Here is a 20,773-nt window from a genome sequence, read left to right as displayed (position 1 = left end):
ACCCTCCCCCTTAGTAAGAAAAGTCAGCCGCTGCTTGTCTGTAATAAACTTTCCCCCGTACATCACCTGGCAGTCCGGCACTGTAATTCACCAGCTTCACTACACCCGGCAGAAACCAAAGCTGCATCCCCATCGTGATTCCGGCGGAGGCATATGTATATTTCTCTACCGGATTGATACCGGTATTCAGGCGGATAAGCGCAAGCATCCGGGACAACTGTTCTTCCCCTCCCCCATGCAATAGGAGAAACAGCCGAAGATAGTCACGATAGCTGAGCTGTGCAGTCATATATTTGGATAAGGGAATCTCCCCCTTGGTGCAGAGCTGTATCATATCCTGGATAGCCTGCTCAATACCGTAGAGCAGTGCAGCAGCCAGGACGACAAGCGGATTTCCCATACCAGATTTCTCAATCAGGCCTTCCATCGTCCGCACAGCCAGCCGCAGAGCAAAGATCTCGCCATAAGCGGCTGCCACATTGCCTGCAGGATTATAGAATCCGTACAAAATATATTCCAGCTCTTGCGCCTGCGGCTTCAGCTGTTCTCCCAGCTGCTCACCGAATCCTTCAGCAGACCCGGAGGCCAGTGAGGTTAGCGCAGACAGATCGAAATGCCGAAAATACATCGCAGAGTACTCCGTCTGGTACAGCCGGTCTCTGGCTCCTGCCAACACACTGCCCATAGCAGCATATATCCCATCCATATCTTTCATGGATGACTTGCCCGCAGCATATTGATCGCCAGTATTCACAGCAGCCCCAGGCTCCTGCTCCAGCCCTTCGTTAAAGGCGACATTCTGCTGGTAGTATTGACGCAGACTACCATACTGCTCCATCGCTTCCTGTGCGCTGCTTCCCAGCGCGCGGATCTGATCCAGCAGCTTCATCGCATCGCCAAGCTTCTTCTTCGCCTGACCTTCTATCTGCTTGCGCTGGCTGTCAGCAGTGCGGCGGCTCTCAATCTGTTCCGCTTCCTGTGTTATAACAGTACCGTGTTGCCCGTAGCTGCTTAAATAGCCGTGAACTGCCCGGGAAGCATTAAGAACCCCTGCACTCATAAGAGAATAGTCGGCATACAGCCCGGATGCTGTGCTTAATATAGCCGGCAAACCGGAGACCAGCGGCTCCAAGGGAAGCGCGGCACTTCGCTGTACCCCGATGTTATTCCCCAGCTCACTAAGCTCAGCTGGGGGAAGGATAAGTCCCTCCACCTGTGCTCTCAGCTTCTTAAGAGGCTCTGAGCTAAGCTCTCCGGCCGTGTCCGGAATGTCCCAGTTATGGGCAGGATCATCCCCCGCAGTACTGGCATCCGCATCCGCCTGATCAATGACACTCTTCATTTGAAGATTCAGCGCATTCACCTGCTTAAGGGTAGCCTCTGCTTCATCCAGCAGACGGCTATTTTTCTCCTGGAAGTCAGCCAGAATTGCCGGTATCTTGCCTGTTACTTCAACAATCTGAACCTGATACTGCGACAGCACTGCCGTGTACTTCGGCCATGTCTTGGGGGGACGGTAATAATCGTCATAATATTTGTTGACATAATCCCCGTACATCGCCGGGATATCGGAGCTTGCGGCCAAGGATGCAAGCGAACGCGCCGGAATACTGTCACCCGGAGGATTCATCAGCAGCTTCTGCAGGTTCTGCGCACTGTCAGCAGCTTCCTTGCGCTTCTTCAGCATAAGATCCAGCGCTTCCTCACGCTGATCATATAAGGGCTGCAAGTCACCCAGTATCTCTGTTGTCCGTGAAGCCTCCGTCATCGCCGCCGATAACGGCTTAAGCTTGCCTGCCAGCTCCAGGGCGAAATCAACCGGCGCTTTGTATTTCATCTCTTCTATAATCTGCCGCCGGAAGACCTCATAGGTGCCCAGCGGGCGGCTCCAGTCCAGCGAAGAGGAATCCACCATCACGGGCAGCAGGTTAAACGCATCCCCCCGTCCGCTCTCGTACAGATTGTCATTAAGCACCTTCGATAGCAGTTGATTGCCGTCCCCGCCGCCGAAGGCGAATAAGCCATAGTTCTCGCGCAGCTCAATGTCATAAGCGGACATTACAGAGCGTATAGCAGCTCTCGCCAGACGTTCCTCCTGCACATTCACCGCCGCAATCCGTGCGTAATCGATCAGCACAGCATTAAAAAGAAATACAAAGGCAAGCACCATAATAAGAAAGATAGATACCGAACCTTCCGCTGAGCGAAGACATCTGACAATATATCCTGGTGACCATTTGCCTGTGCCTTGGGATGTACTACTGCTAATAGGATCACCGCCGTAATTCAAGCAGCGGCTCCGGCCAGGCGATTTGCTTAAGCACCTGCTGTGACTGAAAATACGCATCCGAACTTCCCCTTAACCTTATTCTTGAACACCCCGGTCCAAGCTGCTCCATCACCAGTCATCCTTATTGCAGCTTATCAAGCATCTGGGCTGCATGCTTTTTCTCCATGCCGGTGCCCTCCTTACCGGCGGAGGAATCCTGTTTGAACTTCGACCCGTAGTAACGCATGAGATCCACTGTTCTTATGAATTCAACAGGCTCCGTAACGTAGGAGCGGGCATATACCTCAGGTGCGGCTCTATCTGCTAGCAGATTGTCCAGAACAGGCAGATGTAGCACCTTCTTCAGCTCCGTACTGATTCTGCGGCCAGTCAATCCGTAGACATAGCTCATTTCTCCCTGTAATCCGGCAGGCACCATCTGTGATGCCCGGCGCAGCTTCACTACCGGCAGAGGCCCTCCTTCTTCAGCATTACCAGGCAGTGTAATGGCCGTACTGCCATTCTCTGCTCCTGAACCGAATAGCGAAGCCAATAGTCCATCCTCACCGATTCTCCAGTACAGCGGATCAACATTTCCGGTCTGGAATTCTCCGCTTACCGCCCGGTTGCTATTCTCCCAGTTATATGCAGCCCGTTCCGCAGTAGCTGAGGCAATCTGCAGCAGCATCGACTTCTGATAGCTGTACAAGGAGAAGAACAGCAGCACCATCGTAATCCCCATAAGCATCGGCAGCAGAAGTGAAGCCTCGATAGTGAAGCTCCCCTCATCCTCCCGCAGCGGAATCACTCAAAGACTTCCTGACTCTTATCTCCGGCCGTGCCGATCAGATCCTTAACCACCTTCACAATCTCCTCACGGAATACCAGAACGACCGCAATCAGCACAGCGATGATCAGGATCATCTCCAGCGTTCCCAGCCCCTCCTCATCTCTCCAAAAGCTTTTTGCTCCTTCTGCCATCTGCGTTAACATACGCCTCTACCTCCTACATTTTTAACATCATAATCGCCGGTGTTCCCACCAGCACAATCACAATCAAAAAGATAACCACCATCGGAAAAACCAGCTTCGACGATGCTTGTTCCCCGCGTGTGCGGCTGATCGCCTTCCGCTTCTCCCAGAGCATCCGTGACAGATCCCGCAGTGACAGAACAAAGTCGGCCCCGCCTCTGCGGTAATTAAGCAGCACTGTAGTGGTGAAGATGGAGACCTCCTGTACAGCACAGCGCTTACTGAAGTTCTCGAACGCCTGCTGGAAGGAGTAACCGCCGTCCCATTCAGCTGTCATCTTCATTAATTCAGCGTAGAGCGGATGGGCGCTATCCCCATGACGGCTGTTCACACAGCGGAAAATCGCCCGCTGAACGGTCTCACCTGCGCCGACCAGCAGAACAATACTGTTCAGCAGCTCAGGAAGCTCCAGCATAATATTCTGCTCCCGTACACGTACCTTTTTGTGCAGATCGCTAACCATCGCCACCGGGAGTGCAACTGCCAAGAGCCCACCGAGGATTATTCCCGCCTGCTCTCCCGTAAAGCTTGTCAGCGCACTTCCTCCTGCGGCAAGCAGCCAGCTGTAGCTAAGCATCTCCCCCATGAACAGTAAGGTCCGTTCTGCACTGTAACGCATACCATAGATCCGCTGTAGCGAACGTTGTATCCGAAACATCACAGAGGGGAGATAACTGGCGATTCTGCCCTGTTCTACTAGTAACAATAGAGGCTCACCCAGCCGCCGCAGCCGCAGGCCTTCCATAGGCAGCTCCCGCAGAGCAGCATAACGGCTGCCGCATCTCATCCTCAGAATGAGCCAGCCTGCTGCGAGCAGAAGCATAATCACACCACAGATCAATGACATCCCTTCACTCACCCTCCTTCACAGCGGAATATCCATGATCTTATGGGTCCAGAGGTAACAGAGGAACAATGCAATCAGCGCCAGTGTAGACACTGCTATTCCTGCACCAGTATACATAGGCTGCATATATTCTCCGGCGCTCAGACTCATGAACATCACCATCATCAGCGGAGAGACCAGCAGCGCCTTCGCCTCGAATTTCTTCTGGGCTATACTGACTGCGATGTCCTGCTGGATATCCAGCTTCTCGCCGATGATGGAGGATGTGCGGCGTACAATCTCAACCAGATCCCCGCCCGTACGCTTGCAGACCATGAACACATCTGCGAAGCGCTCCACATCCTCCATTCCTGCTCTTTTGCTGAATTCATACAGCGCATCTTCAATCGGCTCCCCGTTCTCCATCCGGGCACAGATAATATTCAGCTCGGAGATCATGTCACTTGCGCCTTCCGGGTCAAGCATCCGCAGATCCTGCACCGCCTCGCGGAAGGCATTCTCCACCGAACGTCCGGCCGAGAGCGACGAAGAGAGCGAGAACAGCATCTGCTTGAATTGCAGATTCAGCGCAGCCCGGCGGCGCTGCAGCAGATATTCGCGCAGCAGCCGCGGCCCGTAGGCGCTTCCGGGGACAAGCAGTGCAGCCAGGAGCAGCCGGTGATAGAACAAGTAACCAATACCGAACAACAGGGCGCCGGCACACAGAATGACCAGAATTTTTTGCAGGGAGGTCAACTCATATACGGTATAATCCGGCAACAGCATCTGCCCTCCCCCTTGAGATGCGCCAACCGGCATTACGGGCGGTGTCCCCTTCATGAACCCTTTGCTTCGCCTTACAGGGAGAAGCCGGTCTCTCTTCTTCATGATGTTCAAGGTACACTCGCCTCCTTCGCAGAGCTTCTGCTCTCATACTGCTTGAGCGGATAATCAAGGATTCCGGCCATCCGCAGCTTGTCTGTATGCAGAAGCGGATGGCCGCAGACCTCAAGTCTCCCCTGCACCCGGCCATCTTGTTCGCCCGACTCCCGAAATTCATATAGTGGATTCAGTATGACTTCGCCGCTGCGGATACCCGCAACCTCACTGATCTCCATCACCCGGCGTGAGCGGTCACGCAGCCGCGACAGATGCACGAATATATCGATCGCTGAGCTGATCTGCTGACGTACGACGGTTACCGGCAGATCAGCAGCGCTGAGCACCATGGTCTCCAGGCGGCTGAGCATGTCCAGTGCACTGTTCGAATGCCCCGTTGACAACGAACCGTCATGGCCGGTGTTCATCGCCTGCAGCATATCCAGACATTCAGCGCCCCGCACCTCGCCGACGACAATACGGTTGGGCCGCATCCGTAGCGAAGTGCGGATCAGATCACGGATCGTGATCTCGCCCCGCCCCTCTGTGTTAGCATTCCGGGTCTCCAGGGAGACCAGATTCGGAACCGTAACGATTTGCAGCTCTGCCGAATCCTCCACCGTAATGACGCGCTCCTGCGGCGGGATGAACTGCGACAGGGCATTCAGAAAGGTTGTTTTGCCCGAGCCAGTACCCCCGCTGATGAAAATATTGTATTTGGCAGCAACCATAATCCGCAGCAGCTCAGCTGCTTCCTCCGAGAGCGCTTCACGCCTCACCAGCTCCTCCATCGTCATCGGTGTCTCCGGAAATTTGCGGATGGTCATAGCAGGACCCTTCAGCGCGGCAGGCGGCAGTACGATATTGACACGCGAGCCGTCCTGCAGCCGCGCATCCACAATCGGCGAGGATTCATTGACCACACGGTTGACGCCGGAGACGATAATCTGAATGATATCCTCCAGCCTGCTCCCCGATTCAAAAGCCAGCGGCAGCCTGCGGATCATCCCCTCTTCCTCGATAAAGATCTCCTCGTGGCTGTTGATCATAATCTCAGTGATCGCCGGATTATCCACCAGCGGCTGAAGAATATCCAGCCCCCGGAAGGAATCGAACAGCTTCTTCACCAGCTCGTGCTTCTCCTGGGCAGTCAGGAGGCGTAGTTGTTCCCTCTCCAGAATGATCCGTTCAATATAAGCAGCCAGCTCATCATTCCCGATGACCGAGGTCACATCCAGCCCTGCACGGATGTCGCTGCGCAAGGCGCGGAACATCTCTTCATTCATACTGGAATCCCGGTGAACACCCCAGGCAATTCTGGCTCTACGATAGCTCTGGAGAGCTGCTGAATGCCGTCAATGAATTGGGGAGAGCTTAGGCAGAGTTCTCCATAATGCTGTAACCCCCAGGATGGAATATACGGAAGTACAGCATCCAGCCGGAGCGCAACGGATAGCGGCCCTTCATTCTCCACTCCGGTGCAGCCGTTCATGACGAATCGGCTCCTGTTCACCAGCTCCGGCTGCATGTTGGAATGAGGACTGGCAATATAATCCAGCCAGCGTTCGGTTTTGCGGATACTGGCCTGATCATTCTTTAGCACCCACAGCAGGACACCGCATCTGTTCAGAACTGCCTGAGCTCGCTCCTCCTCAATAGCACCGGTGTCTACAATAACCACATCATAGCTTCCGGCTCCGGCCAGCCCCTCCAGTAGATCCAGCGTGTCCTGCCGGGACATCTGGAGCATCTCCTTGAAATTCTCTACAGGCCTGAAGGCATCACACCGCAGACTGTCATGTCTGAACGCATAATCGGTCCATTTCGGCTCCCCTCTTCCTCCCTTATTCTCTGGTCCTCCGGCCTTTAGCTCATATAAGAGCCGCTCCAGACCGGGAACATGGCTGCCCGGCATCCGCAGAATGAATCCGCTGCTGTCCACACTCTCCAGATTCAGATAGAATACGGACAGGCCAACCGCTCCAAGCTGCTTCGCCATGTTCAGCGCTACCGTGGTTTTGCCGCTGCCGCCGCTGGCTGAGACAACACCGAGCAGCAGCGTTGCTTCCTTAGGCAGAGCAGCCGTCCGGACCCGCTTCAGATCACTCAGCTGGAGAATCGCTTCCAGCAGCGACGGCAGTGCCTGATACTTGGCAATATGCCTTCCCCCTGCCAGATCCCGCCCATTCGGCAATTCTCCGCCTTCGCTTAAGAATGCAAAGGGAACTGTACTTCTCCCTTCCACCAGCCAGGCTTCAATGAAGGACGGGTCCCCGGCTACCGCATCCGGCAGCTCATCGCCTGTCATAAATTCCATAAAAGCGTCCAGTCTGCTGAAAGCCGTAATCCGCAGCATCTCCCCATATTCGCTATGATGTAAGTAATGCAGTAGCGGTTCAATATATTGGCTCTCCCGGACTGCAAGCACGATTCTTGCCGTCATGAACTCCTCCTCCTCTCTTGAATACATAAGAAAAAGAACAGCAAAAAAGCACCGCCAATAACCGTGAATACGGTCATTGAACGGTGCTTCCGTTACTGTTCCTGTAATTTACTGCTATAGTAGCATAGATATAAGAAGTCAGCAATAACTTTTTTCACCACTATTTGAGAGAATCCCTCAGAATCCCCCTTACCGGCTACAGAAATCTGCGCTTCATATCCGGTGTCGGCAGCAGACACTGCTCATCCCTGCCGAACCAGCGGTAGCGGTTCCTGGCCACAATCTTATACATAGCGTTACGCAGCGGTCCCGGGATTAGGATGAACACATATGCGGCAGGCCACGGGAAGCGGAGTCTGCGGGCAATCCACAGCACTGCTGCCGATTTCGTATAATACTTGCCGTTCTCTATCAGCACCACAGTATCTAATTGCTGCTCGGGCAGACCGCCTGCCTTAAGCAGTTCCCGGGCCGCATCACTCTGCAAGGAGGCGAATTTGAAGTGCGCCTTGGGATCACGCGGAATAATGAACCGGACAATTCCCTGGCACAGATGACAGACCCCATCGATCAGCACAATAGATTCACCCTGCATTTCCTTCCGCTCCTCAGCCACATCGCCGCCCCCTTCCTCTTAAGCATAGTGTAACATTCCTATCTCCTTTTGAAAAAAAAGCAAAAAACGCGGGATAGCTCCCGCGCCTACAACGTCCGTTCGTCTAATTATTCTGCAATAGCCTTGTTAATCCATTCGTCCCCGGTCATTTGCTCTTCGAAATCAGCAGTGAAGGATTCCATGCATTTGCAGATGAAATCTTTGCGGCATACCGGACAAGGAGTCTTGAGCAGGCGGCTGATGTTCGTCATTTTCCATTCCGGAAACCGGTTGTAGAACGCGCGGCACTCCGTTCCGTCAGCAAGCTTGATAATGAACTCGTACAATCCTTCCTTATCATTGCTGCTGGCTTTGGTCACATTCGTAATACTCGGTTTGTAAGACATCTTCATCACCCATTATTTAAATTTTTGGTAGTTAATAGCACGCGCGACATTAACAGATACTTAGACATATTAAAGAATTTCCGGGGTGATGTCAACCAAAGTACAGGCTCCTGCAAGCTATTTACCACACTTCCGGCCTTCTCAGACTCTATTTAGCCATTATTCCCAGCTTTGTCCATTCCTACCCGTGGTTCTGCGGCTCTACATAACGTAAGACCAGACATTGACTGTCTGGTCTTACGAATACGCATGCTATTCAATTGAACATTGCTATCTATCTCTACAGAACGTTCAGTTCAACCTCGATATTTCCGCGGGTCGCCTTGGAGTACGGGCAGAAATCATGGGCTTTCTTAGCCAGATCCTCTGCCACAGAGCGCTCAATGCCCGGCAGCTTCACATCCAGCTTCACGGCCAGCTTGAAGCCTCCGTCGCTCTCGTCCTTGCCTATCAGCACATTCGAGGTAATCTCGACATCCTGCAGCTTTACGCCTTCTTTACGGGCAATATTAGCAAGGGCACTCTCATAGCACGCACCATAACCTGCCGCGAACAGCTGCTCCGGATTTGTCCCTGCACCACCAGGACCTCCAAGCTCCTTCGGAATTTTGAGATCATGCTTCAGCGCTCCGTCTGACGATTCCACCGAACCTTCACGGCCTCCGCGAACCTTGGCTGTAGCAGTATATAGGGGTTTTAGTTTCAATGTACTCATCTTTAAAATCTCTCCTTTTTAACACAAATTTTGTAAGAACACTTACACTTAACTTAAACAACCTCACATTTTTGAAACGACCCGGCAGATTGTTACCTTTTAAAACTTGCTTCCGGCGGTGAATAGTGTACAATTAAATTGTGATAAATCAATGTTCGGGAGGAATCATTCATGAATGTCCATGATTTTGAAGCCAACACCCTACGGGGCCAGGAAGAATCACTCTCCAAGTACAAAGGCAAGGTTCTGCTCGTCGTGAATACAGCCAGCAAGTGCGGACTCACCCCGCAATATAAGGGTCTCCAGGAAGTGTACGATAAATTCAAAGACCGCGGTTTTGAGATTTTGGGCTTCCCCAGCAACCAGTTTGCCGGACAGGAGCCGGGTGAGAGCGAGGATATTGCCGAGTTCTGCGAGATCAATTACGGTGTATCCTTCCCTATGTACGAGAAAATCAATGTCAAAGGCGCCGACGCCCATCCCCTGTTCAAGTATCTGTCCAAAGAGGCACCGGGAGTACTCGGCTCGAAGAGCATCAAATGGAACTTCACCAAGTTCCTGGTGGACCAGGAAGGCCGTGTGCTGAAGCGGTTCGCCCCGCAGACAACACCGGATCAGATCGAAGAGGATATCGAGAAGCTGCTGCGCTAGAGCGGATTCAACAAAAACACCCTTCATGCCCGGATTAGTTCCGTGCGAGGGGTGTTTTTGAGTTCAAAAAAAGCCGAAACCCTTGAATGATCAAGGATCTCGGCTTTTATGAAAAATATGCGGTAGAGAGGACTCGAACCTCCACGGGTATACACCCACTACCCCCTCAAGATAGCGTGTCTGCCATTCCACCACTACCGCGCGGTGTGTCTAACGTTGAAGCATTGTTTGAGGCCAACATTCAATATTATAAATCGGTTGCGCTCAAAAGTAAAGGTACCAGCTTAAGAATTTTCGCCTTTCGTATCCTGATCCTTGTCCTTATCCTTACGATACTTGGTAAAGGCCAGATATTCCTTAATAAAGTTCTTTTCCTCCGGCAGCAGCTCCTCCGTTTGGCAATTCAATTGCCGCATTTGGCCAAAAAAATAATCCTCGCCGCTTTCCTGAATCGTCTGGGGCTGTTTGCCCAGGATCAGCCAATCTAAGCTCACATGAAAAAATGCAGCAATCTCAATCAGCTTATGTGTGCCAGGCGTAGATTTGCCACGCTTCCAGTCTCCCATATTGCCGGTGCTGATTCCGAGCTGTGCACAGAAGGATTTCTTCGTAATTCCTTGCCGTTTAATCAATAATTCAATACGTTCATAGATGGATTGCATCAGTCAACTGCCTCCCCAAAAAATATAATACGTAAAAACGTTATTTTTTATTGAAAAATGACGTAAAAAAGTATATAATTAACTATTATTATATCTTTACCTATTTTATATCATACCGGCTGGATAGTCGATACGAGGTGAGCAATCTGAACAGCAAACGCCCTATTACTGCCTACGGCTGGGCCATTAAGCAGCGTCTGGCAGAACTGCACTTGGATCAGAAGAAATTCTGTGAATTACATGACATCCCACCCTATCGGCTGTCCAACCTGATTCACGGTACGCGCAAGGCAGACAGATACCGCCGTCAAGTAGCTGAATTATTGAATCTGCCGCCATCTTAGTTCCAGTTGGAGCAGCAGTTCTCCATGTGTGGGCCGACCGGCATTATTCTTCTTGTAGCTACTGTTATTCTACCTTATCTTGGCAAAATCCTTCTTTTCCCGTGCACTCTATTCATACACAAAAAAACCTCTCCGGTGAAATGGCTGAGCGTACTCCATTTCACCACAAGAGAGGTTTATTTCCTATTTTTTCCGGTTTCTTACCTAATTTAGTGAGTTAGCCTTTGACCGCTCCGCCGGTAAGTCCTCTGACCAGGGTCTTGGAGCCGAACAGGAAGAGAATAATCAGCGGCAGCGTACCGAGGGTCAGACCCAAGATACTAGCTGAATAATCCGTGCGGAAGACGGTGGACAGATTGGCAATGCCCAGCGGCAGCGTGTACAACTCCGGCTTGTTGATCGTGACCAGCGGCAGCAGATAGCCGTTCCAGGACCCGAGGAAGGAGATCAGCCCCAGGGTGCTGATGGCCGGCATGAGGAACGGAACAACAATTCTTGTGAGAATAGCCGGTTCCGAGCAGCCGTCGATCCGCGCGCTCTCAATAACCTCTGTCGGGACGGAGGAGCGGATGAACTGGGTCATGAAGAATACGCCGAAGGCATTATTCAGTCCGGCCAGAATCAGCGGCGCATGAGTGTTGTTCAGGTGGAACCACTTCATTTCCATCACATATGCAATCAGACCAAGGTGTCCGGGAATCATCATCGTCAGCAGAATGAAGCCGTACAGCGCATTTTTACCCTTGAATTCATATTTGGCAAAAGCAAACCCGGTAATCGAGGCCACCCCAACCGTCACCAGGGTGAACAACACGGCAACATAGAAGCTGTTCCAATAATTCCGCAGGAAGCTGGCGGACATGATCGTCTGCAGATTCTCCAGCAGATAGCCGCTGGGCAGAATCGGAAGCTGCTTAAACAGGTCCTCGGAATAGTAGGTTCCCATCACAATCATCATATAGAACGGGAACAGGAACGCGATAGCGATCAGGCTAAGCAGCAATACGGTAAAGAATTTCTTCGCTCTCATTTGTCGTCACCGCCCCTGTTGATCCATTTCATGCCAACTACTGAGAACAAGGCGATGAACAGGAAGGTGCCGTAAGCGATCGCTGCCCCTTTACCATACTTGAACGCACTGCCGTTGAAGGAAGCATCGAACATGTACCAGATCGGTGTGAAGGTGGACCCGTCTGGCCCCCCTACCATGCTGGAGCCGGAAGCCCAGCCGCTGAACAGCAGCATCGGTTCTTCCACCAGCTGGAGGCCGCTGATAATAGAGGTAATAATCAGGAACAGGTTGATCGGCTTCAGCAGCGGAATCGTAATGCGCGTGAACACATCTTTGGAGGAGGCTCCATCAATGACTGCTGCCTCGTAGATAGAAGTATCAATACTGGCCATCCCCGCCGTGTAGAACATGACGAAATACCCAAGATTTTTCCAGAAGACCATCAGGATGACTACCCAGCGGGAGGAACTGGCGGAGCCCAGCCAATTAATCTTCTCCTGAATAATGCCCAGCTCCATCAGCATATTATTGAAGAACCCTCCCTGCCAGTCGAACAACAGGGAGAAGATAATTCCGACTGCGACCGGAGTTGTCATATAGGCACTGAATACGCTGAGGCGGAAGAAGGTTTTGCGGCGGATCAGCTTGCTTTCGATAAGGCTGGCTACCAGCATTCCCATAAGGACAAGGGCCGGAAGGTATACCGCCATGAAGATAATGACATTGAGCAGGGATTTCCAGAAGAAGGCATCATGGAAAAATAACTGCGTGTAATTGCTGAATCCGATGAAATTCCGGTTGCCGTACAAATCCCAGTCGGTAAGACTGATATATAGAGTGAAGAGAATTGGAAACAAGCTCAGTACGGCGTAGGATAAGAAATAAGGCGTGATGAACAGGTACGGCCATTTATTTTTGCTGCTGATTCCCTTCGTTTTCATGATTCTTCACTTCCTATCCGTTAAAACGGCAGCCTGTTCTTTCGAGCGGGCCGCCGCTTTTTATATAGTATATGGTCTATTCAAATGTCAGTTCTGGATGGTTCTTCTTCAGCTGCTCTTCCCACTTGTCCAGGGCCTGCTTCGCATCGAAGCTGTTATCCTGCGCCATGACCTGAAGCACCAGCTCAGAGGAGCTGTAGATATCCTGATCGTATTTGGTCACTGCTTTGGACTTCATGTTCGGGAACACCTTCTCTACCCAGAACTTTCCAAGATCCTGTCCGCCGAAATATTCATCCGCCCCGGAAGATAGCTTGGAGGTATCCTTGAAGAAGGATTTCAGCGGCAAAATATAATCGGAGACGGCGAAGTTGGCTTCAGCGCCTTCGTCCGTGCCTAACAGCCAGTTGAGATACGCCCAGGCCGCATCTTTATTCTTGCTGTCCTTCCAAATACCGATAGTAGTACCGCCGTATGGATATCCGCCTTCCGGAGGCACCATCAGACCCCAGCGGCCATTACTGGCCTTGTCGTTAGGCTTGATTACGAATTCTGGCGACCAGTTCGCCGACGGATAAAAGATTACGTTGTCCTGCGAATACGAAGCATTCCAGGTGGGTGACCACATTGCCAGCTTGCCCTCTGCGTTATTGTCGCGGATGGACTGCAGCTGAGTGAAGATCCTAAGCAGCTCTTGAGTATTCACCTTGGTTCCGTCTACAACTGCGGTTGTCCCCTGGTTGGAGAGGATGGTATACGCATCCATCAGGCTTCCCAGCATGAATGTCTTACCGCCGCTCTTCTCATAGACTTCTTTGCCCTTGGCAATGAAGGTATCCCAATCAGGGAACATGGCAGTCAATGCATCAGGATCATCTGTCCCGAAGTATTCTTTAGCCAGATCACGCTTGTAAGCCAGTGCTCCAGGCGAGCCGGATTGCTCCAGACCGACAAGCTCTCCCTTGCTGTTCGTCAGCAGCGGAAGCTCGAAGTCGAGCAGATTGGAGGTATCGAAATTGTAGGGCTCTTCGGACAAGCTTTGCAGTACGTTAAGCTCATAGAGAGCGCCGCGGAAGGCCGCTTCTCCCCAGATAATATCCGGCAGACCGGAGCCTGCAGCGATAGAGGTCTGAATTTTTTTCAGATAATCCCCCGCCGAGACTTCAACGAACTCCAGCTTGACATTCGGGAACTTCTCGTTGAACTTGGCTCCGGTGCCCTCGAACCAGGCTTTGTCCCAGCCCCACACGGTTAATTTACCGGAAGCGTTTGCAGGATCGCTTGAGGTGTTCGCAGGGCTTGCGCCGCTGGAGTCCCCGGAAGCGTTGTTGTTTCCATTGCCGCAGCCGGCCAGCACCAAGGTGAAGCATAACGTTAAGACAAGCGCTATAACCGATGCTTTTTTACTGAATAGATTGTGCAAATTAAGATCCCCCTTGCATCTGTTGTGACAGCGGGCGGTTCCTGTAATGTCTTCCGTCCGTCTGTATAGTAGTACTATAAGCTTGAAGGCATCGCCCAACAATTAGACGATCCGATGATTTTGTATAAATAATGATAGTATTCTCACTCCGCCGATGGCGGCCGTGAGGGCAGAAGAACCGATACCCTGGTGCCTCCCTGCTCACTTGAACGGATGACCAGGCGGCCTTCCTGCCCGTACAAATACTCGATTCGTTCCCGGATATTCCACAGTCCAATCTGTTTCATCGCCCCTGAACGAAGTCGCGCCGGCGGCAGGGTTCCATTCGTAATGGCCTGCGCCTTCTCCTGGCTCATCCCGCAGCCGTCATCTCTGACCGAGATCAGCAGCCTTCCGCTGCGCTTACGGATAATGATCTCAATACGGCCTACAGACTCCTTCTCCGCAAATCCATGGAAAATAGCATTTTCCACCAGCGGCTGGATCAGGCTCTTTGGAATATAGTCCCCTTTCGCCTGTTCTTCCACGCTCCAGACTACCTCGAACCGGTCGGCATACCGGTACTTCTGAATGGTAACGAAGTGATTGATAATGTTCATCTCCTGCTCCACCGTGATATACAGACCAGCATCGCCGATATTGACAGCATCATGCAGAATGCCAATGAAGGATTCAACCATCTCTTCGATCGCGGCGTAATTCTTTTTGCGGGCCAGATATACCACGGTGTTCAGGGTATTGTAGATGAAGTGGGGGTTGATCTGGGCGAACAGCAGCTCGGCCGTCATTTTACGCTTCCAGCGCTCCTGCTCCACCTTCTCACTCATCTGCCGCTCAATATCGCCAAGCATCGTCTCAAAACCATTCTTCAGCACAGACAGCTCATCATTGCTGCGGAACGAGAGCTGAACATTATAGTTGCCCATAGACACCTGCTTCATCGCTTTGGTCATCTGCAGAATCGGACGGATAATATTGGAGATAATCGGAAGAAACAGCAGAAAGCACAGCACCAGACACAAGGCGAGGAAGACGGCCCAGTAGCGGACAATATAACCCACCCATTCATAGAAACGTTCATTGGAGGTAAACGTGGAGACGGACCAGTCCGATTTTTCAAAAGCGCTGGCCAGATAATAACCCTTGTCATGCTTAACGACTTGAATGTCCGGGCTGTCTGCGCTCAGCGTGTGGGCAGGCATCTCAGTGGCGGTGCCTTGCTGATAGAGCAATGATTGACCCGGGCCGATCCAGGCTACCTGGTCGAAGGACTGGCCCAAGTACTGGAACAGACTCTCAAAAGCTGCGTAATCAATATTCAAAAGCAGCACTCCGCCATACTGGGGATCAAAACGGATAAAGAAGCTGACAATTTTTTTGCTCTCGGGGTCCTGGATCAGATGGGGGGCTGTGAACCCGCTTTTGGCATTGTTCTTCAAGGCATCCTGATACCAGTCCTCTTGCAGCAGCCGTTCAAAATACGGATCAATATACAGCGAGGACCAGAAAATCTTCCCATCAGAGCGGACGATGGCCGAGCTCTCAAGGTAGTCCCGCAGCACATTAAATTTGGTCAGCTGAGTGACCACATCGCGGTATGCACTAAGCTCGTCATACGTAGAGGAATACTTCAACCTTGCAGCGAACTGCTGAAGCAGCTCATCGTTGACCATATTGGCGGCATATTTCTGCACATCGTCAATCATATGGTTCATCTGATTCGTGGTCTGCTCCAGATGGATGGTATCCTCACGCAGGGCCTGCGCTTCGAGAATCGAAGAGAACTGCTCATACGCCAGGGCACTGATGGCCGTTACCGACAGCGTAACGATCAGAATCACGCTGCCGAGAATTTTATTCTTAATTTTTCGCATAGCTATTCGCTGCCCCTCTGCTGCAGGAAGTCCTTGGGTTGTATGCCCGTTGTTTTTTTGAAAACCTGGCTGAAGTATTGGCTGGTTTTGTACCCTACCTTCTCCGATACCTCGTAGATCTTGTACTCACCAGTCTGCAGGAGCTGCTTCGCCAGCCCGATCCGATATTCCGTCGTATAGTCGAGCAGGGACTGGCCCGTCTCCCGCTTGAAGGTTGTCCGCAGATGGATGCTGCTGATCTGCAGATGGCCTGCGACCGTCTCCAGGGACAGATCGGGATCGGCGTAATTCCCGGCAACATACTCCATCGCTTTGTTCACCCAGCGGGAATACTGCTTCGGACTCTGCGGCTGCTGCAAGCAGTCTTCGAGAATCCGGTACAAGCTGTTAACTACTTGCCGCGCGTCTGTGCCCAGCTCCTGGTCTATGGCGAAGCTTCCGTCCTTGCGGCATGCGCCTCTGATCTCACCCATGACGGCGCGCAAATCTACCAAGTAGGCCTGGGTAGCGATGTGGTCCAGACCGGTCTTCAGCCGTTCCAGCAGGCTGCGTTCGGGAGATAACAGGTATTGTCTGACCTCTTGAGCAATACAGGTAGCTTCCCGAGTAGAAGCAGCTTGCTCCAGCAGAAATACAGCACCTGGCGGCAAAAACACAGAATAATCATAAGCCTGCCTCATCGCCGCATATCGGCGGTCCGGCAATTCTGCGCCATTGCCTGCGGAGAGGATCACTCTGGGAAGGTTCCCCCGATAGTAAGACTCCAGACAGAGCAGAACTTGGGCAGCGAGTTGCCGCAAGCTATAGTGCTGGAGCAGCAGACTGCTGGAAGAGGTTATCTTCAGCAGCACGATGTATCCGCCTTCATCCATCTCTAGAAGTTGAAGCTCCTCCAAGTCCGTTGTCTGACGGCGGATCTCTTCTTCGATATTCTTCCATACGAGGGCCGTGCCACTGCGCGTATTACTCCGGCTGCCGTCCAGCTTCATTGCAGCCTCCAGCTCGAAATACAGCAGTCCGGGCTGACCCTGCTGATAATCTGCGACGAGGCGGTGCAGACGGGATTCCTGATTTCCTGCAGGAGCCTGATACTTGCCTGCCAGCATATCCTTAAGCAGGATATGGAGCGCATGTCCGTGCCCTTCTTCCTCGGCGGCCTCCACTGCCAGACCTTCCTTCAGCAGCTTCAGCTGTTCCAGCAGGCGGTTACGACTAATCTCATGCTTAAGCAGATAATGGGCCGCGCGCAGCTCCAGCGCCTGGCGGGCATAGTCGAAATCCCGGTAAGCAGTCAGAAAGATCAGCCGCGTTCTTGGGGCAAGCTGGACGACATGCCGCCCCAGCTCCAAGCCGTCCATCGGCGACATGGAGATGTCGGTGATGACAATCTGCGGCTGTAATTCCTCGAACATCCGCAGCGCCATGCGCCCGCTGGTCGCCTGGGCGACCACCTGGAAGCCATTCTCCTCCCACGGAACCGAGTGGTACACATGATCTAGTGCAAGCGGCTCATCATCTACGAGCATGACTGAAATTAATGAATTCACTGTAGAAATCCTCCCGTCCCTGTCGAATCCTGATATATATGCAGGTATAACGGAACATGGAAGGGCTGTCAATGGAAATGGATTCCTAAATGAATTGCAGATAGCCCTAGTCTTCCACACAAAAAACTCACCGGCCGGCACTATCCTAGACTGCCGTCCGGTGAGTCGTTAACATCGTAATTTTTATGAAAATATGCTTCTGAACACCACCGGATCAAGCCCTCCCGCTCTTGCTCATGCAGCTTGACCAATTGATTCAGAACGAAGATCCTCTGCACCATATCCTCAGCAAAACGCAGTTGATTCGTGTAGTAATCGATTTCCCTTTGATAGGCCGAGTACTCTCCGTTGTTATGAGCAGAATAAGCTTTTAACAATTGAAGGTGAAGATCATAGATCTCAGAGTAATTCATTACCGTAGACTACCTCCCAGGTAAGGCGTTTACTAGTATTGTCTCCAAGATTGATAGGATTATACGATAGAACTCCACTCTTCATTTAGAATTGCATACTGGTACGCATCATGCCATACAGGCTGCCCGTCATCTGTTCTTTTGAAAAAGGCTTTTTTCTTGAAATGCCCTTCACGGCGCATATTCAATCGCTCCAGCAATCTCCAGGAAGACGCGTTCTCAGGATTACACATAGCCACCACCCGATGAATTCCTAATGCTTCAAACCCGTATTCTAAAACTCTTTGGCAAGCCTCAGTGGCATAGCCTTTTCCATAAAAATCAGGGTTGAAGATGTAACCTATCATCCCCAGAAACAATCTCCTTCCGCACGTTCCCTGGCCATATTCTTGCATTCTTCTTCACTGCTTACACCGCCCGGCTCGTATTTCAGCACCTGCTCCAATGACAAATACTCGGTCCCTCCTAGAATATTTTTTCGGCTCAATAAAATTTGATTTCCTCATAATCAATCATATTGATGAGTTTCTCAATGGACCGCAGACGATCCACATCCAATTTTTGCATAAATTCAATATAGTGTGACCTCCAATCACCATCGCTTCCGCTGCTGTCTGCTACAATCGTTTCAAAATCCAGGAAGTCGCTCCGAAGGTCCTCATAAAAAACGATCTTGGCCAAGATCGCTAGTTCCGTATCTCCAAACAGAAAGAATACCGCCTCATATTCGTCCCCGTAAAGACTATCAGATTCAAAAACATCCAAAAAATCATGAAGCGAATACAGACTCGATTTGATTAAAAGGGCCTTATCTTCCTTCTTGTCTCTCTTCATGATTTCAGCCAGCAATTTCCGCAGTTCAATATCGCTCAAATGGTCATCCGGATTCAAAGAAAATTCAAGTGGCTTGAGTCTCTCTTCCTGCCGAGTTAAAATGAGGGCATGAAGGCTGCGGGAATGTGCTGTATTGACGATACGTTGTACCAGCGTATCTCTGCATCGATCCATGTACTCTGTTAATGAAGGGTCGATGATATACAGTTCATTCTGAAGACGGACCATCGCTTCGCGGACAAGCAAATCAATTTGACTCGGAGTAGCCTGAGTCAATTCCCGCTCCAACCGCTCGAATTGATACTCCGAAATCTTAACCTGGCTTGCCTCACCGCCCGATATAACAGAGAAGACTGCATTATGTAACATTAGTTCATAGATGTTGAATAATTCGATACGATAATCAAACCGGCTTACTCTCCCGAAATTCACCAGCATATGGAGAAGGTCTTCGTGGCTGAAGAAGCGGCAAAAGTTAGTTTCCATCTGAAGACGCTCTAAATATTGTCTAATGTAAAAGACACCCTGAAGCCGCATATCGTCGATCGCGAGAGGATAATCAATGCTGGCCATTGTGTTATGTGCGTCAAAGATGATTCCGTATTTCTTCATAAATACGGGCAAAGACTCATCTATAGTCATGTTGTAGGCATCTACCGGGACATCAAGCTTGTTCTTTTTGACTTCATTGTAGAGCTGTTTTGTCTCTTCAAAGCATTTGCTTACAATCTTCACACCGTTTTCGTAGATGCTTTGAGTATCAACCTTTTTAAGACAAGTCATCGCCTCCTCAGGCGTTTCCATACTCTTAAGAAAAGCGTCGACTGCATAGATCATAGAGATAAAGAGGCTTTCCGCTGTTTCTGTGGTAACCGATGAACTTTCTCCTTGTGTGTAGCGTTTGATCAGATTTTGCAGGACCAGCATCAGCCTATTTTGAATACCGTATGTTTCCTGACTGTTCAGCAGCCCAGTGCGAAGTCCTTCATTCATAAGCGAAACCGTGTACTGGTTTTGTTTAAGATTTTTTCTTTTGATGTCCCCCCTGGTAACCAGTGATTGAAAATCATTGTAGTCCTCTGTCCCCACTAGTCATCATCTCCCTCAAGCATAGCTTCGTTCTGCTGTATTTCTCTCCTGAATACTTCAGCGTACTCTTCAAGCCTGCTCTTCAGTAAATCCACAGAACCTCCACAGTCGTTGTCATAGAGCTCTCTCATCATTTCAATCAGCCTGTAATCTCCGATCTTGTCCTCGGTTTCGTTTTTGAGATAGTAAAAAATTTCATGCAACTCATTCAATGTAGAGGCATAGTCATCCTCATGAACATAGGGAGACGCGGAAAACATTTCAATTAAATCCTTAGTCACTTCAATACTCAGCTCCACTCGTCCATAGCTGATCAGCACCTGATTCCTGGCAAGAATCATTTGTTTCACTTCTTCAGGAGACAACATCAGCCCATATTTTTTCGTCTTCTCGTTCAGCTCAAGGATCTGGACCATAGCCTGTTCCTGCATGGAAGTATTTAAGGAGTTGAATATACGCGACAAAAACATAAGAATTCCTCCCTCATTTAATTTGTGCTATTCTCCAAGGAAATAAGCTGTTAATCCCTCTAACTCCTCTCACAAAAAAATCAAAACAGGCAAAAATTCTCTTGACTTTCGGTTTCATATATGATAAATTGATAAATGATATTCATTTTATATTATAAATATTTTTGTTTTTTTGTCAAACAAAATTTGGTTTTTTTGCATTCATTTTAATATTTGCGATCAAAAAGCAGCCTTACATACGTAAGAACCGCTTTTTTTTATGGAGATATGAGCTTTAACTAATACCTTTTATCTTCTTCAGCAATATCTGCAACTACCTGCTTAACCTCCCACCTCTTCAAACGAGC

At 50.6% G+C, this 20,773-nt stretch carries 22 protein-coding genes and 1 tRNA gene; 2 read left to right on the top strand and 21 right to left on the bottom strand.

All coding sequences use genetic code 11. From position 1 onward, the window contains the following. Window positions 1-10: 10 nt before the first annotated feature. The 10 genes from NST69_RS04585 to NST69_RS04540 form a co-directional block, all read right to left on the bottom strand. A complete protein-coding gene (locus NST69_RS04585) occupies window positions 11-2,347 on the bottom strand; it encodes a hypothetical protein (RefSeq protein ID WP_342548615.1) in 2,337 nt (778 codons plus the stop codon). A gap of 64 nt (window positions 2,348-2,411) precedes the next feature. Then, entirely contained in the window at window positions 2,412-3,077 is a 666-nt protein-coding gene (locus tag NST69_RS04580; protein WP_342548614.1) for a TadE family protein, read from the bottom strand. Continuing rightward, window positions 3,074-3,262 carry a Flp1 family type IVb pilin gene (locus tag NST69_RS04575; protein ID WP_340943436.1) on the bottom strand — a complete coding sequence of 63 codons (189 nt, stop codon included), beginning with the start codon at window positions 3,260-3,262 and terminating at the stop codon, window positions 3,074-3,076. The genes NST69_RS04580 and NST69_RS04575 overlap by 4 nt, the downstream gene beginning before the upstream one ends. A 13-nt stretch (window positions 3,263-3,275) precedes the next feature. Beyond that, window positions 3,276-4,148: a type II secretion system F family protein gene (locus NST69_RS04570; protein WP_342548613.1), complete on the bottom strand. Its 873-nt coding sequence runs from the start codon at window positions 4,146-4,148 to the stop codon at window positions 3,276-3,278. An 18-nt stretch (window positions 4,149-4,166) separates the two neighbouring features. Beyond that, the gene (locus NST69_RS04565; RefSeq protein ID WP_342550082.1) at window positions 4,167-4,946 is read right to left on the bottom strand and encodes a type II secretion system F family protein; all 780 of its coding nucleotides are present in this window, start codon (window positions 4,944-4,946) and stop codon (window positions 4,167-4,169) included. A gap of 74 nt (window positions 4,947-5,020) precedes the next feature. Continuing rightward, window positions 5,021-6,292 carry a CpaF family protein gene (locus NST69_RS04560; protein ID WP_342548612.1) on the bottom strand — a complete coding sequence of 424 codons (1,272 nt, stop codon included), beginning with the start codon at window positions 6,290-6,292 and terminating at the stop codon, window positions 5,021-5,023. Beyond that, window positions 6,289-7,449, bottom strand: coding sequence for a hypothetical protein (locus NST69_RS04555; RefSeq protein ID WP_342548610.1), 1,161 nt, complete (start codon window positions 7,447-7,449; stop codon window positions 6,289-6,291). Before NST69_RS04555 ends, NST69_RS04560 begins: the two co-directional genes overlap by 4 nt. Window positions 7,450-7,645: 196 nt before the next feature. Continuing rightward, window positions 7,646-8,044 carry a thiol-disulfide oxidoreductase DCC family protein gene (locus tag NST69_RS04550; RefSeq protein ID WP_342550081.1) on the bottom strand — a complete coding sequence of 133 codons (399 nt, stop codon included), beginning with the start codon at window positions 8,042-8,044 and terminating at the stop codon, window positions 7,646-7,648. A 128-nt stretch (window positions 8,045-8,172) separates the two neighbouring features. Continuing rightward, on the bottom strand, window positions 8,173-8,451 hold the full coding sequence (locus tag NST69_RS04545) for a hypothetical protein (protein ID WP_036727511.1): 279 nt from the start codon (window positions 8,449-8,451) through the stop codon (window positions 8,173-8,175). A 280-nt stretch (window positions 8,452-8,731) separates the two neighbouring features. Continuing rightward, the gene (locus tag NST69_RS04540; RefSeq protein ID WP_036727509.1) at window positions 8,732-9,166 is read right to left on the bottom strand and encodes an organic hydroperoxide resistance protein; all 435 of its coding nucleotides are present in this window, start codon (window positions 9,164-9,166) and stop codon (window positions 8,732-8,734) included. Window positions 9,167-9,337: 171 nt separating this feature from the next. On the opposite strand from NST69_RS04540, the gene NST69_RS04535 reads away from it, so the two are divergent. Then, window positions 9,338-9,817, top strand: a complete 480-nt coding sequence (locus tag NST69_RS04535) for a glutathione peroxidase (RefSeq protein WP_036727508.1) — start codon at window positions 9,338-9,340, stop codon at window positions 9,815-9,817. Window positions 9,818-9,935: 118 nt separating this feature from the next. Here NST69_RS04535 and NST69_RS04530 read toward each other — a convergent pair. Continuing rightward, window positions 9,936-10,018: transfer RNA gene (locus NST69_RS04530), tRNA-Leu, on the bottom strand. Window positions 10,019-10,101: 83 nt separating this feature from the next. Continuing rightward, the gene (locus NST69_RS04525; RefSeq protein ID WP_036727506.1) at window positions 10,102-10,479 is read right to left on the bottom strand and encodes a helix-turn-helix transcriptional regulator; all 378 of its coding nucleotides are present in this window, start codon (window positions 10,477-10,479) and stop codon (window positions 10,102-10,104) included. Between the two features lie 146 nt (window positions 10,480-10,625). On the opposite strand from NST69_RS04525, the gene NST69_RS04520 reads away from it, so the two are divergent. Next, complete coding sequence (locus tag NST69_RS04520) at window positions 10,626-10,823, top strand: hypothetical protein (protein WP_036697411.1); 198 nt, start codon at window positions 10,626-10,628, stop codon at window positions 10,821-10,823. Between the two features lie 217 nt (window positions 10,824-11,040). Here the strand turns inward: NST69_RS04520 and NST69_RS04515 are convergent, their stop codons facing one another. From NST69_RS04515 to NST69_RS04475, 9 genes are all read right to left on the bottom strand, one after another. Then, on the bottom strand, window positions 11,041-11,853 hold the full coding sequence (locus NST69_RS04515) for a carbohydrate ABC transporter permease (RefSeq protein ID WP_076082389.1): 813 nt from the start codon (window positions 11,851-11,853) through the stop codon (window positions 11,041-11,043). Next, on the bottom strand, window positions 11,850-12,776 hold the full coding sequence (locus NST69_RS04510) for a sugar ABC transporter permease (RefSeq protein ID WP_342548609.1): 927 nt from the start codon (window positions 12,774-12,776) through the stop codon (window positions 11,850-11,852). Before NST69_RS04510 ends, NST69_RS04515 begins: the two co-directional genes overlap by 4 nt. A 76-nt stretch (window positions 12,777-12,852) precedes the next feature. Continuing rightward, on the bottom strand, window positions 12,853-14,199 hold the full coding sequence (locus tag NST69_RS04505; RefSeq protein WP_339313059.1) for an extracellular solute-binding protein: 1,347 nt from the start codon (window positions 14,197-14,199) through the stop codon (window positions 12,853-12,855). Window positions 14,200-14,342: 143 nt separating this feature from the next. Then, window positions 14,343-16,073: a histidine kinase gene (locus NST69_RS04500; protein WP_339313058.1), complete on the bottom strand. Its 1,731-nt coding sequence runs from the start codon at window positions 16,071-16,073 to the stop codon at window positions 14,343-14,345. 2 nt (window positions 16,074-16,075) lie between these two features. Then, a complete protein-coding gene (locus NST69_RS04495; RefSeq protein ID WP_339254207.1) occupies window positions 16,076-17,620 on the bottom strand; it encodes a response regulator in 1,545 nt (514 codons plus the stop codon). A 140-nt stretch (window positions 17,621-17,760) separates the two neighbouring features. Beyond that, window positions 17,761-18,033, bottom strand: a complete 273-nt coding sequence (locus tag NST69_RS04490; protein WP_339254205.1) for a hypothetical protein — start codon at window positions 18,031-18,033, stop codon at window positions 17,761-17,763. Window positions 18,034-18,092: 59 nt separating this feature from the next. Continuing rightward, window positions 18,093-18,380: a GNAT family protein gene (locus NST69_RS04485; RefSeq protein ID WP_339254203.1), complete on the bottom strand. Its 288-nt coding sequence runs from the start codon at window positions 18,378-18,380 to the stop codon at window positions 18,093-18,095. 136 nt (window positions 18,381-18,516) lie between these two features. Continuing rightward, entirely contained in the window at window positions 18,517-19,956 is a 1,440-nt protein-coding gene (locus tag NST69_RS04480; RefSeq protein ID WP_339254201.1) for a DUF6179 domain-containing protein, read from the bottom strand. Then, window positions 19,956-20,426, bottom strand: coding sequence for a DUF6323 family protein (locus tag NST69_RS04475; RefSeq protein ID WP_339254199.1), 471 nt, complete (start codon window positions 20,424-20,426; stop codon window positions 19,956-19,958). The genes NST69_RS04480 and NST69_RS04475 overlap by 1 nt, the downstream gene beginning before the upstream one ends. Between the last annotated feature and the right edge of the window lie 347 nt (window positions 20,427-20,773).

Origin of the sequence: Paenibacillus sp. FSL P2-0089 (genome assembly GCF_038595095.1) — a bacterium.
Taxonomy (GTDB): domain Bacteria; phylum Bacillota; class Bacilli; order Paenibacillales; family Paenibacillaceae; genus Paenibacillus_AQ; species Paenibacillus_AQ silagei.
Note: the sequence above shows the minus strand (reverse complement) of the source record. Positions and strands in the feature narration are given on the sequence as shown.

Bases quoted from the DNA above. Each gene is read 5' to 3' on its own strand.
- NST69_RS04585 (WP_342548615.1), bottom strand. From the start codon at position 2,347: ATGCGTATTTTCAGTCACAGCAGGTGCTTAAGCAAATCGCCTGGCCGG.
- NST69_RS04575 (WP_340943436.1), bottom strand. From the start codon at position 3,262: ATGTTAACGCAGATGGCAGAAGGAGCAAAAAGCTTTTGGAGAGATGAG.
- NST69_RS04570 (WP_342548613.1), bottom strand. From the start codon at position 4,148: ATGTCATTGATCTGTGGTGTGATTATGCTTCTGCTCGCAGCAGGCTGG.
- NST69_RS04565 (WP_342550082.1), bottom strand. From the start codon at position 4,946: ATGCCGGTTGGCGCATCTCAAGGGGGAGGGCAGATGCTGTTGCCGGAT.
- NST69_RS04560 (WP_342548612.1), bottom strand. From the start codon at position 6,292: ATGAATGAAGAGATGTTCCGCGCCTTGCGCAGCGACATCCGTGCAGGG.
- NST69_RS04555 (WP_342548610.1), bottom strand. From the start codon at position 7,449: ATGACGGCAAGAATCGTGCTTGCAGTCCGGGAGAGCCAATATATTGAA.
- NST69_RS04550 (WP_342550081.1), bottom strand. From the start codon at position 8,044: ATGCAGGGTGAATCTATTGTGCTGATCGATGGGGTCTGTCATCTGTGC.
- NST69_RS04545 (WP_036727511.1), bottom strand. From the start codon at position 8,451: ATGTCTTACAAACCGAGTATTACGAATGTGACCAAAGCCAGCAGCAAT.
- NST69_RS04540 (WP_036727509.1), bottom strand. From the start codon at position 9,166: ATGAGTACATTGAAACTAAAACCCCTATATACTGCTACAGCCAAGGTT.
- NST69_RS04535 (WP_036727508.1), top strand. From the start codon at position 9,338: ATGAATGTCCATGATTTTGAAGCCAACACCCTACGGGGCCAGGAAGAA.
- NST69_RS04525 (WP_036727506.1), bottom strand. From the start codon at position 10,479: ATGCAATCCATCTATGAACGTATTGAATTATTGATTAAACGGCAAGGA.
- NST69_RS04515 (WP_076082389.1), bottom strand. From the start codon at position 11,853: ATGAGAGCGAAGAAATTCTTTACCGTATTGCTGCTTAGCCTGATCGCT.
- NST69_RS04510 (WP_342548609.1), bottom strand. From the start codon at position 12,776: ATGAAAACGAAGGGAATCAGCAGCAAAAATAAATGGCCGTACCTGTTC.
- NST69_RS04500 (WP_339313058.1), bottom strand. From the start codon at position 16,073: ATGCGAAAAATTAAGAATAAAATTCTCGGCAGCGTGATTCTGATCGTT.
- NST69_RS04490 (WP_339254205.1), bottom strand. From the start codon at position 18,033: ATGAATTACTCTGAGATCTATGATCTTCACCTTCAATTGTTAAAAGCT.
- NST69_RS04485 (WP_339254203.1), bottom strand. From the start codon at position 18,380: ATGATAGGTTACATCTTCAACCCTGATTTTTATGGAAAAGGCTATGCC.
- NST69_RS04475 (WP_339254199.1), bottom strand. From the start codon at position 20,426: ATGTTTTTGTCGCGTATATTCAACTCCTTAAATACTTCCATGCAGGAA.